The following is a 10,696-nucleotide window of genomic DNA, read 5'->3' as shown; positions in this document are numbered from 1 at the left end:
ACCAGTGCGCACCGGCGAACCCGCGCATGCCGATGCTCGACGACATGCAGGAGATCATGCGCACGGCCTACTCCTGGGGCACGCAGGGCCGACCGGACGCAGGCAGGGACCGAACCGCCAAGGCGTGAGAACTCCGGTCCCGTTCCGGTGACCTCATCACATCCGTCCGTGGCACCTGACCGGGTGCCACGGACAGGTGCTTACCAGGCCCTGACATCGTCATCGGCACCTTCCCCCGCCGCGTCACGCCGAACGGTCCCACCGGCACCGCGTGGACTGGACCGTGCCTCTCCCCGGGCGGACGGAAGACCGACACCTACGGAACTCACGTCTGTGCGGAAGACACCACCGCCGGGCAGGGCGGCCGGAACGGGCAGGCACCGTCGGCCACATGCTCGTCGGACTACGCGGAGGCCCCGGCGGGAGCGACCGCGGGGCACCCGCGCTCGGTGAGCCAGGCGCCGCTACGAGCCCGTCCGTTCCACGGCGGGCCCGGGCTTGCAGCGGCCGGCCCCATGCCCCCGCTCGGACGGAGCGGGGGCACGGGGCCGATGTGGATTGCGCCCGTCAGGCCGGAGTGCGGCCGGTCAGGTGGACGACCGGGACAGGGCGCCGCCCGCCTTGGCACGGACGGCCTCGACCGCTTCCCACTCCTCGGTGGTGAGGTTGGCGAGGGCGGCCGGAAAGACGCCGTCCTGTTCCTTGAGGATGTGATCACGCAGCAGGGCCATGGCATCCAGCAGCCGGTCCGGCCAGGCCGGATCCGAAGGCGTGGCGCCGTCGGCGGCCTCGGCCAGCACCGCCTCGATGCGGCGGTGCTCGGCCTCCAGTGCGGCGATCTGTTCGGGGAAGTCCCCGGCCATCGCGGGGAACAGCCCGTGCTCCTCCACCTGGGTGTGCGGGCCGAGCACAGCCGCGATCTCGCCGGCGACCCGCGCCATACGGGCCACGTCACCTTGCCGGTGTGCCAGCCGGAGGTGACTGATCAGACGGACGACCTCGTCGTGTTCCCGGGTCAACTCGTCGATCGACACCAGCGACTGGCAGCCGCAGTACTCACACACCGGCCTTCTCCCTGTCCTTGTCGGTCTTGTCGGCCTTGCCGGCCTTGTCGGCCGGCTCAGCCATCTCGGCCTTCGTTCCTCTTCGCCCCGGCCGCGCCTACGCGGTGGTCCCGGCCGTGGTGTGGTGCCCGTGCCGACCCGCGCGCGACTTGCGGTCCCCGCCTTCGGCGGCGGCACGGACACCCGTAAGGGTGTAGGCCAGCGCCGCTGCGGCCACTATCGCCAGCAGGATCAGGCCGGCCGCGTACGTCCCGTACTCGCCGTAGAGCGAGCCCATCACCAGCGGCGGCAGGAAGCCGCCCAGGCCGCCCGCGGCGCCGACCACACCGGTGACCGAGCCGACCCGGTCGGCCGGGGTCCGCAGGGCCACCAGAGCGAAGGTCGCCCCGCTTCCGGCGCCGAGCGCGGCGGCCATGGCCAGGAAGGCGGCGGTGCCCACCGGTGCCAGGGCCGGGGTGAACGACTGTGCCACAGCACCCGCCACCACCACACTCAGCGCACCGGTCAGCACCCGCACCGGTCCAATCCGGTCCGACAGCCAGCCGCCGACCGGCCGCATCGCGACGGCCAGCAGGACGAAGCCGGCCATCCGGTTGGCCGCGTCGGCCTGAGTGAGGCCGTAGCCGGTCTTGAGGTAGGTGGGCAGGTAGACGGAGAAGGCGACGTACCCCCCGAACGCCACCGCGTACAGCGCGGACGCCTGCCAGGTGATGCCGAGCCGGGCGGTGGCCGCGAGACGGCGGGCCAGCGGCTCGGTCGGCACGGTGCGTCCCGGCGCGTCACGCAGCAGCAGCGCAGCGAGGGCCGCGTAGACGGCGAGCACCGCGGCGGTGATCAGGAACGGGGTGGACGTGCTGTGCGCGTCGACCAGCTTCACGGTGGTCAGGGCACTGAGGGCGGTGCCGCCCATGCCCGCGCCGAAGACACCGATCGCCAGTCCGCGCCGCTCGGGCGGGAACCAGGCATTGACCAGCGGCACTCCGACCGCGAAGGCGGTACCGCCGACGCCGAGGAAGAACCCGCCGACCAGCAGCGCGGTGAGCGAGGAGTGCCCGGCCAGGCCGAGGTAGAGCACCGGCACGATGGTGGCCGCCGACACGATCGGGAACATCACCCGGCCGCCGAACCGGTCGGTCAGAGCGCCGACCGGGATGCGCCCCAGCGAGCCGACCACGACGGGTACCGCCACCAGCAGCGACTGTTGGAAGGAGGACAGCGCCAGGTTGTCCTTGAAGCGCGGGCCGAGCGGACTGAGCAGCGCCCAGGCCCAGAAGTTGACGGCGAACCCGACGGTCGCCAGGGCCAGCATCAGCCAGGCCCGACCGGGCACCGGTGCGCCCGAGCCCGTCCTGTCACTCTCCATCGTCGACGACTGGACCATGGTGTCCGTCCCTTCCCTCTTGCGGTTGTCCTGTGACATGGGCAGCCCACGCGGATCTCGCACGCGAAGATCGACGCCCTCAACCACTCTCGGCTTCCGGAAACTTGCGGGGCATGGGCCATGAGTCCCTGCCACCGGGCGGACGGTCCCGCGGTCGGGTCGTGCCGTCCCCTCGGGGCCCGCGCAGAGGGTGGTGCCGTGGGAGAGGGCCGCTCATGACAGGCCTACGCTGTGCCCCGTCCGTACTATCTGGGAGAAGCATGACGAGCAGGTTCACCGAGTTGACCGTTGACTGCCATGATCCGGAGAGGCTCGCGGCCTTCTGGTGCGAGGTCCTGGACTTCAAGGTGATCGACCGGAGCGGGGACAAGGTCGAGATCGGCTCTTGGGTGCCAACCGTCGAGGAAGTCCGGGCCCGTCAGATGCCGCCCACCCTGATGTTCATCCGCGTGCCTGAGGGCAAGACCGTCAAGAACCGGCTTCACCTCGACGTCAGCCCGATCGACCGCAGCACCGAGGACGAGGTGACCAGATTGCTCGGTCTCGGCGCCGTCAGGGTGGACGTGGGCCAGGGCCCGGACCGGAACTGGGTGGTCATGGCTGACCCCGAGGGCAACGAGTTCGACGTCTTGCGCAGCTTGGCACCGCAGGACTAGGGGGCGTCTCGTGTGGTCCTGCCCCGGCCGATCAGCCGGGGCACTCGCAACCGCTTCCGTTTCGCAGCCCCTCCTTGTGTAGGTTTCGTGCATGAGTGATGAAGCTCTTCTGCGGGCACTGTTCTCGGATGTCTGCCGCACGCTTGCTCGGGCCGGGTTCGATATCGCGTCGGCGAGTGCGACGGAGGGGACGGGGCTGCGGGTTCGCCGGGAGCTGGACGCGGTGATAGTGGGCTGGGCGCCGGCGGACGAGTTGGACCCCGCCGGTAGGGCCGACACGGAGTACGAGGGCATGCGTGCCGCCTTACGGCACGCTCTGCTGGAGACCCTCACGCGGGCCGGGTTCGCGGTGCAGGCGGACCGGTCCAGCGGGGAAGTGCGGGTGAGGCAGGCCTGACCGGTTCGGGCACTTGAGCCGCTCAGGAGGCGTTCAGGCCCAGCTCACGGAACTGGTCCCGGACCCGCCCGACCAGTTCGGGCCCCGGGATCGGCGTGTTCCGCAGGCGGAAGGGCACGCCGAGTGCCTCGTACTTCGCGGCGCCGAGCTTGTGGAAGGGCAGGACGTCGACGCGGTCGACGTTGCCGAGGTCGGCGAGGAAGCGGGCGAGGCCGGACACGGCACCCGGTGAGTCGGTCCAGCCGGGCACCAGTACGTACCGGATCCACACCCGGTTGCCGAGCCGGTCCAGACGCCTGGCGAAGTCCAGCGTGGGGGCGAGTTCACCGCCGGTCAGTTCCCGATAGGTACCGGCGTCGAAGGACTTGATGTCCTGCAAAACCAGGTCGGTGTCGGCGAGGAGTTCGTCACCGGCGCGGGCGCCCAGGCAGCCGGACGTGTCCAGGGCGGTGTGCAGTCCGGCCTCCTTGCAACGGCGGAGCACGGCGGCCGTGAACGCGGGCTGGAGGAGCGCCTCACCGCCGGTGAGGGTCACCCCTCCCCCGGCCGTGGTGATGAAGGACCGGTACTTGTCGATCTCCGCCATCACCTCGTCGACGGTGGCCTCCCGTCCGTCGCGCATGTGCCAGGTGTCGGGGTTGGCGCAGTACAGACAGCGCAGCGGGCAGCCGCTCACGAAGATCCGGCCCGTGGCCGGGGCAGGGCCCACCGTCGCGTCGGTCGCGGTGTTCACAGCGATCCGTGGAAGGTGCGGCTGATCACGTCGAGCTGCTGCTCACGCGTGAGCCGGACGAAGTTCACGGCGTAACCCGAGACCCGGATCGTCAACTCCGGTTACTTCTCCGGGTGTTCCATCGCGTCCTCCAGGGTGGCCCGGTTCAGCACATTGACGTTCATGTAGAAGCCACCGGAGGCCATGTAGGCGTCGAGGATGCCGACCAGGTGGGCCGCGCGGTCCCCGGGGACGTGCCCCAGCCCCTCCGGAGTGATCGTCGTGGTCAGCACGGTCAGGTTGGGTTCGGGGGCCGGGCCGAGGTTGTACAGGGACTGCAGGAAGCGGAAGGAGGTCCGGGTGACCAGCGGGCGGCCGTCCGTGCCGATGCCGCCGATGGACTCCGTCACCCAGGTCGGGTCTCCGGAGAACAGGGCGTCGTACTCGGGGGTGCGCAGGAAGCGCACGATCCGCAGCTTGATGACGAAGTCGTCGACCAGCTCCTGGGCGCGTGTCTCGTCGATGACGCCTTCTTCCAGGTCCCGTTGGAGATAGACGTCCAGGAAGGTCGAGGTGCGGCCCAGCGACATCACGGCGCCGTTCTGTTCCTTCACGGCGGCGAGGTAGCCGAGGTAGAGCCACTGCACGGCTTCGTGGGCGGTGGCTGCGGGGCGCGGGACGTCGCAGCCGTAGGTGACCGCCATCCGGGTGAGCTCGCCCAAGGCCCTGGTCTGTTCGGCGAGTTCCTCACGGTCGCGGATGACGTGCTCGGTCGAGGGGCGGGCGTCCAGCAGGGCGCGTTCGGCGCGCTTGGCGTCGATCAGGCGGTCGGTGCCGTACAGCGCGACGCGCCGGTAGTCGCCGATGATCCGGCCGCGGCCGTACGCGTCCGGCAGCCCGGTGATGATGCCCGCCCTGCGGGCGGCCCGCATCGCGGGGGTGTAGGCGTCGAAGACGCCGTCGTTGTGGGTCTTGCGATAGGTACCGAAGACCTTGGTGACGAACGGGTCGGGCGCGTAGCCGTACGCCTTGAGTCCGTTCTCGACCATCCGCAGCCCGCCGTTGGGCATGATCGCGCGCTTCAGCGGGGCGTCGGTCTGCAGACCGACGATCAGCTCGCGGTCGCGGTCGATGTAGCCGGGCGCGTGCGAGGTGATCTCGGTGCCGCAGCAGGACCGTCTGCCGCGGCTCGAGGGCTCAGTCCGCGTTGGGCCGGGCGAGGCCGTGGTCGTAGGCGAAGATCACGGCCTGGATGCGGTCACGGGCGCCGATCTTGGCCAGGACTCGGCCCACATGGGTCTTGACGGTGGACTCGGACAGGTGGAACCGGGAGGCGATCTCGCCGTTGGTCCAGCCCTTGCCGACGGCGACGAGGATCTCGCGTTCCCGGTCGGTGAGGGAGCTCAGCCTCGGGTCCTCCGCGGTTTCCGCGCAGTGGGCGGGGACGTAGCGCGCGAACTCGTCGAGGATGCGCCGGGTGAGCGCGGGCGCGATGACCGCGTCTCCGAGGGCGACGGCCCGGATGCCCGCGAGAAGGTCCTCGGGGCGCGCGTCCTTGAGGAGGAAGCCACTGGCACCGGCCCGGAGGGCGGCGTGGACGTACTCGTCGAGGTCGAAGGTGGTGAGCACCAGGACACGCGAACGCTCCCCGGCGGCGACGATACGGCGGGTGGCCTCGATGCCGTCCATGCCGGGCATGCGGATGTCCATCAGGACGACGTCCGGACGCAGTTCGGCGGCCTTGCGGACGGCGTCGGCGCCGTGGGCGGCCTCACCGAGGACGGTGGTCTCGGGGACGGAGTCCAGGAGGAGGCGGAAACCGTAGCGTTGCAGGGGCTGGTCGTCCACGATGAGCACGGTGGTCATCACACACCGCCTTGGGGCGTGAGGTCGAGGACGGCCTCGACACTCCATCCTGCACCGTTCACCGGCCCGGCGCTGACGGTCCCGCCGTAGAGCGCCGCCCGTTCCCGCATACCCACCAGCCCATGCCCCTCCTCGTGCGGCCCAGGCGGTACGGCCGGGCCGGTGTCCTGGACCCGGATGGTCAGCCGGGTGTCCGACTCGATGATCGTCAGTTGCACCCGGGTGTCGGTGTCCGCGTGCTTCAGGGTGTTGGTGAGAGCCTCCTGGACGATGCGGTACGCGGTCAGCTGCACCCCGCTGTCCAGAGCGTCCACCTCGCCGGAGGTCCGGTAGACGACCTCCAGTCCGGCGGCCCGTACGTTGGCGCACAGGGCGTCGATGTCCGCGATGCCGGGCTGTGGGCTGAGTTCGGGGCCGGCGGAAGGGCCGTCCGCCGTATCGCGCAGCACACCGAGCACGCGCCGCAGCTCGCTGAGGGCCTGCCGGCCGGTGTCACCGATGAGCTGGAGGGCCTCCTTGCCGCGTTCCGGTGCACTGTCGGTCGCGTAGGCGCCCGCGTCGGCGAGCGTGATGATGACGGAGAGGTTGTGGCCGACGATGTCATGCATCTCGCGGGCGACGCGGGTGCGTTCGGTGACGGCGGCCAGCCTGCTTCGCTGGTCGCGCTCGACCTCCAGCCGGGCGGCCCGGTCTCGCAGTCCGGCGAGCTGGGCCCGGCGGATGCGGACCACCAGACCGAGCGCGAGGGCCGCGGTCGTCGTGCTCAGCAGGAAGAACAGCGCGTCCCAGACGGACACGGCCGCGGATACGCGTACGGCGACCAGCACCATGGCACCCGCCATGGCGGCGCATGCCCACGGCAGCTGCCTCAGCCGGCCGTGCAGGGCCAGGCTGTACAGAGCGACGAAGAGGGCGACGTCCGCACGGAGCGCCACACCCAGGGACCACTGCAGGACGAACACCGCAGCGACGGCGCCGAAGGCCGCCAGGGGCCTGCGCCGCCGCCACAGCAGAGGCAGTACCAGACCGGCCTGCAGCGCCAGCATGCCCGCGACGGGAAGCTGGGTGAAGACGAGCCGGAAGCGGCGTGGGCCGTCGCCGTCGCCGGCACCGCCGTGCAGCAGGTCGGGCAGGCAGAACATCAGGAAGACCAGGGCCACGACCGCGGTGTCCAGCACCCAGGGATGGCTCCGGTCGGCCTGCCGCAACCGCTGGCCGCCCCGGGAGAGCCGGGCGACCAGCGGACCCATCCCGCTGATGTCATCGATGGTCACGGACGTCACCTGTCCATGGTGCGGGTGTCAGACGTCGCTGCGCGCGAGCCGGTACGCCGCGCCGCCCAGTGCCAGTGCCGTCCAGCAGAGGAAGACCAGCAGTCCGGTGCCCGGCGAAAGGGTTGTCGAGTCGTGGGTGAGGGCGAACACCGACTCGCCCGCGTTGGACGGCAGATAGGGGCTGATGTCGTCCTGCCAGGAGCTGGGCAGCAGCGAGATCAGGCCCGGGATCAGCATCAGTGTGGCGACCAGCACCGAGATCCCGCCGGCCACCGATCGGAGCAGCGCACCCAGCGCGGCGCCGATCACACCGACCAGGCCGAGGTAGAGCCCGGCGCCGAGCAGGCTCCGTACCACCCCCGCGTGCGAGAGGTGCATGGACGCGGGTGTGCCGGAGACGATTCCGCTGCCGATCAGGAAGGCGACGAACGCACCAACCGTCCCGACCACCAGCGCGACCAGTCCGAACACGGCGGCCTTGGACCACAGCACGGGCAGTCTGCGGGGCACCGCGGCGAGCGTGGAACGGATCATGCCGGTCGAGTACTCGCCCGCAGTGACCAGCACACCGAGCACGCCCAGGGCCAGCTGGGCGAAGTTCGTACCGAAGAGGGACAGGCTCACGGCCGTGGACGAGGCGAAGTCCCGATCGATGTGGCCCGAGTGGATCCCCGACCGGTAGCGGCTCGCGGCGATCACGCCGAAGGCCACCAGGAACAGCAGACCGAGGCCCAGGGTGATCCACGTCGAGCGCAGGGACCACAGCTTGGCCCACTCCGAGGCGAGCACGCGCCGTCCGGTCACCCGGTAGGCGGGGCGGGAGGGCGCGGTCCTGGGTTCCTCCGCGGTTGCCGTGAGGGTGCTCATGCCGGCCTCCCGAGGGTCTCGAGCCCGGTCGTGGAGCCGTGGTACTCCACGGCGTCCCTGGTCAGGTCCATGAACGCCTCCTCCAGTGACACGGTCCGTGTGCTCAGCTCGAACAGTGCGATCCCGTGCTCGGCCGCCTTAAGCCCGATCTCCCGGGCGCTCAGACCGGTCACCTGCAGCTCCTCGGAGCCGATGCGGCCGGTGACCTCGACTCCGGGTCCGGCCAGTACGTCCCGCAGCCGCGCCGGATCCTGGGTCGCCACGTTCACGATGTCGCCGCCCGCCTCGCGGATCAGGTCTCCCACCGTGGTGTCGGCGAGCAGCCGCCCGCGGCCCACGATGATCAGGTGGTCGGCGACCAGGGCCATCTCGCTCATCAGGTGCGATGAGACGAACACGGTCCGCCCCTCGTCGGCGAGCGTCTTCAGCAGGTTCCGGATCCAGAGCACACCCTCCGGGTCCAGCCCGTTGACCGGCTCGTCGAGCATCACCGTCTGCGGATCGCCGAGCAGCGCCGCCGCGATACCGAGCCGCTGGCCCATGCCGAGGGAGAAGGCGCCGGCCCGCTTCCTCGCCACGCTGCCCAGTCCGGCGAGGTCGATCACCTCGTCGACCCTGCGACGCGGAATGCCGTGGGTCAGCGCCAGGGCCCTGAGGTGGTTGTAGGCCGAGCGGCCCGGATGGATCGACTTCGCCTCCAGCAGGGCGCCGACCTCCTGGAGCGGTGCCCGGTGCTGGGCGTAGTGGCGGCCGTTCACGGTGACGGAGCCGCTCGTCGGGGCGTCAAGGCCGACGATCATGCGCATCGTCGTGGACTTGCCCGCGCCGTTGGGCCCCAGGAATCCGGTGACCGTACCCGGCTTCACGACGAACTCCAGCCTGTCCACGGCCGTCTTCTCGCCGTACCTCTTGGTCAACTGCCGTGCGTCGATCATGAGCGCTCTTCCTGTCGGCCTGCGGCGTCCGTCGCTTCCGGCGCCTCACCGACAACGCTAGGATCCGATCCGCCCGACGACGTGGTACCGGGAGACCGATCCACCATCGGCACGTAGTACCGCGGTACTACAGAGCTGCCGCGCGCATCGCGGCACCGAGGCAGCGCAGCGTCCCCCGGGACACCACGATCCGCCCGGGCGCATCGGGACGCGTGAACTCCCGCGTGGCTTGGTCGTCCCGCGCCGAAGTTCTCGGCACGTCAGCCGAGTGAGGCGAGGAGCGTGTCGAGTGCCTTGGTCTCGGTGGCCTTGTCGGGGTTCGGGACGCGCAGTGCCTTCAGGACCTGGTCGATTTCGCTGTCGAGGAAGTGCCACGCCTTCTCGCTCCTGGGCTCGAGGGTGGGCTGGTCGGCGTCCCAAGCGGTCTCCAGGTCGGCCACTCGGGTGGTTGCGGCTCGCTGCTTTCCAGAATTCAGCTGCGCCAGGGTGTCCGCTGTGATCGTGCGGAACTTCGCGATCTCAGTCGCAGGGAACGGTGACGTCGCCTCCTCCGGGGTGAGGTGAGTGGTCACAGGTGCGGGAGCGTCGTCCTCACCGGCCGCGGAAGCATGGGGCTGGTTGTGCGCCCAGACGAGAAGTGCCGCAGTCGCGACCGCCACGACGGCGAAGTAACCGAGCATGATCCGCTCACGCGCCGGATTCGGCGTTCGCGGGGTGTCGGTCGCTTCCTGGGTCTCGATCACATCGCTCCGGCTGAGCGTGAGGTACAGGACCGTAGCAAGGATGGCGCCCAGGAAGACCACGCTGGTCAGCGCGGTTCCGAGGCCCAGACCACCGTCACCGCCGGGCGAGCCGAGCCAGTCGCCCAGGTTGGCGCCGAGCGGGCGGGTCAGGATGTAGGCCAGCCAGAAGGAGAGCACCGCGTTGGCACCGAGGCGCCAACCCAGAACGATCGCGACGATCAACCCGAGCGGCAGGAGCACGGAGACGCCCGGGGTCCAGCCCGTCAGGTCCAGGGTCCAGTCTCCGGTGGCGGTGCCGAGGGCGAAGGTGACCAGAACCGCGAGCCAGTAGAACAGTTCACGGGGGCGTGTGGTGATGCTGTGGACCGACAGGGTCCGTTCGCGCGTGTACCAGATGCCGAAGACAACGGCGAGGACACCGGCGAACACGCTACTGCTCAGTGCGAGGGGAACGCCCTGGCTGTCGGTGAGGATGTCGGTGTAGAGCGTGCCGGTCACACTCACCACCACCACGGTGAGCCAGTAGACGAACGGGACGTAGCGCTTGGTACCGAGTTGCCATCCCAGGACGGCAGCCAGAACGACGGTGAAGATCAATGCGGTGTTGATCAGGCCGACACCGAGGTTCATGTCGATCCAGTCAGCGAAGCTTTCGCCGACCGTGGTGCACAAGATCTTGATGATCCAAAACCAGATCGTGACCTCGGGTACCTTGTTCAGCATCTGCCTGGCAGGCGTCCGAGGACTCTCGGAGGAGCGAGGGCGGGAAGCCGCCCCGGCCGACCGCTCGCCGGATCGCCG

The 10,696-nt window shown here is 70.1% G+C and carries 10 protein-coding genes and 1 pseudogene; 2 read left to right on the top strand and 9 right to left on the bottom strand.

Annotated features, from left to right (window positions below):
- Positions 1 to 587: 587 nt before the first annotated feature.
- Together ACWC21_RS19230 and ACWC21_RS19225 are read right to left on the bottom strand one after the other, a co-directional pair.
- A complete protein-coding gene (locus ACWC21_RS19230) occupies positions 588 to 1,064 on the bottom strand; it encodes a hemerythrin domain-containing protein (RefSeq protein WP_450883269.1) in 477 nt (158 codons plus the stop codon).
- A gap of 97 nt (positions 1,065 to 1,161) precedes the next feature.
- Positions 1,162 to 2,445, bottom strand: a complete 1,284-nt coding sequence (locus ACWC21_RS19225) for an MFS transporter (protein ID WP_450883279.1) — start codon at positions 2,443 to 2,445, stop codon at positions 1,162 to 1,164.
- Positions 2,446 to 2,705: 260 nt separating this feature from the next.
- Here ACWC21_RS19225 and ACWC21_RS19220 point away from each other — a divergent pair, with 260 nt between their 5' ends.
- Both ACWC21_RS19220 and ACWC21_RS19215 read left to right on the top strand, forming a co-directional pair.
- Complete coding sequence (locus ACWC21_RS19220) at positions 2,706 to 3,101, top strand: VOC family protein (protein WP_450883267.1); 396 nt, start codon at positions 2,706 to 2,708, stop codon at positions 3,099 to 3,101.
- Positions 3,102 to 3,192: 91 nt separating this feature from the next.
- Positions 3,193 to 3,498, top strand: coding sequence for a hypothetical protein (locus ACWC21_RS19215; protein WP_450883265.1), 306 nt, complete (start codon positions 3,193 to 3,195; stop codon positions 3,496 to 3,498).
- Positions 3,499 to 3,520: 22 nt separating this feature from the next.
- Here the strand turns inward: ACWC21_RS19215 and pflA are convergent, their stop codons facing one another.
- The 7 genes and pseudogenes from pflA to ACWC21_RS19180 all read right to left on the bottom strand — a co-directional run bounded on the left by pflA (position 3,521) and on the right by ACWC21_RS19180 (position 10,618).
- Positions 3,521 to 4,231 (bottom strand): pyruvate formate-lyase-activating protein, encoded by a 711-nt coding sequence (gene pflA, locus ACWC21_RS19210; RefSeq protein ID WP_450883263.1) that lies wholly within the window; start codon positions 4,229 to 4,231, stop codon positions 3,521 to 3,523.
- Positions 4,228 to 5,367: pseudogene (locus tag ACWC21_RS19205) on the bottom strand (pyruvate formate lyase family protein); the annotation flags it as partial. The gene pflA and the pseudogene ACWC21_RS19205, both read right to left, overlap by 4 nt.
- Before the next feature lie 40 nt (positions 5,368 to 5,407).
- Positions 5,408 to 6,076: a response regulator gene (locus ACWC21_RS19200; RefSeq protein WP_450883261.1), complete on the bottom strand. Its 669-nt coding sequence runs from the start codon at positions 6,074 to 6,076 to the stop codon at positions 5,408 to 5,410.
- Positions 6,076 to 7,350, bottom strand: coding sequence for a sensor histidine kinase (locus ACWC21_RS19195; RefSeq protein WP_450883259.1), 1,275 nt, complete (start codon positions 7,348 to 7,350; stop codon positions 6,076 to 6,078). Before ACWC21_RS19195 ends, ACWC21_RS19200 begins: the two co-directional genes overlap by 1 nt.
- A gap of 27 nt (positions 7,351 to 7,377) precedes the next feature.
- Positions 7,378 to 8,217, bottom strand: coding sequence for an ABC transporter permease (locus ACWC21_RS19190; protein WP_450883257.1), 840 nt, complete (start codon positions 8,215 to 8,217; stop codon positions 7,378 to 7,380).
- Positions 8,214 to 9,152, bottom strand: coding sequence for an ABC transporter ATP-binding protein (locus tag ACWC21_RS19185; RefSeq protein ID WP_450883255.1), 939 nt, complete (start codon positions 9,150 to 9,152; stop codon positions 8,214 to 8,216). Before ACWC21_RS19185 ends, ACWC21_RS19190 begins: the two co-directional genes overlap by 4 nt.
- A gap of 260 nt (positions 9,153 to 9,412) precedes the next feature.
- A complete protein-coding gene (locus ACWC21_RS19180) occupies positions 9,413 to 10,618 on the bottom strand; it encodes a COG4705 family protein (RefSeq protein WP_450883253.1) in 1,206 nt (401 codons plus the stop codon).
- Positions 10,619 to 10,696: the final 78 nt, after the last annotated feature.

Source organism: Streptomyces sp. NPDC001348 (assembly GCF_053597535.1).
Note: the sequence above shows the minus strand (reverse complement) of the source record. Positions and strands in the feature narration are given on the sequence as shown.

Excerpts from the sequence above, each read along its gene's own strand:
- ACWC21_RS19225 (WP_450883279.1), bottom strand. The coding sequence starts at position 2,445 with ATGGTCCAGTCGTCGACGATGGAGAGTGACAGGACGGGCTCGGGCGCA.
- ACWC21_RS19220 (WP_450883267.1), top strand. The coding sequence starts at position 2,706 with ATGACGAGCAGGTTCACCGAGTTGACCGTTGACTGCCATGATCCGGAG.
- ACWC21_RS19215 (WP_450883265.1), top strand. The coding sequence starts at position 3,193 with ATGAGTGATGAAGCTCTTCTGCGGGCACTGTTCTCGGATGTCTGCCGC.
- ACWC21_RS19200 (WP_450883261.1), bottom strand. The coding sequence starts at position 6,076 with ATGACCACCGTGCTCATCGTGGACGACCAGCCCCTGCAACGCTACGGT.
- ACWC21_RS19190 (WP_450883257.1), bottom strand. The coding sequence starts at position 8,217 with ATGAGCACCCTCACGGCAACCGCGGAGGAACCCAGGACCGCGCCCTCC.
- ACWC21_RS19185 (WP_450883255.1), bottom strand. The coding sequence starts at position 9,152 with ATGATCGACGCACGGCAGTTGACCAAGAGGTACGGCGAGAAGACGGCC.
- ACWC21_RS19180 (WP_450883253.1), bottom strand. The coding sequence starts at position 10,618 with ATGCTGAACAAGGTACCCGAGGTCACGATCTGGTTTTGGATCATCAAG.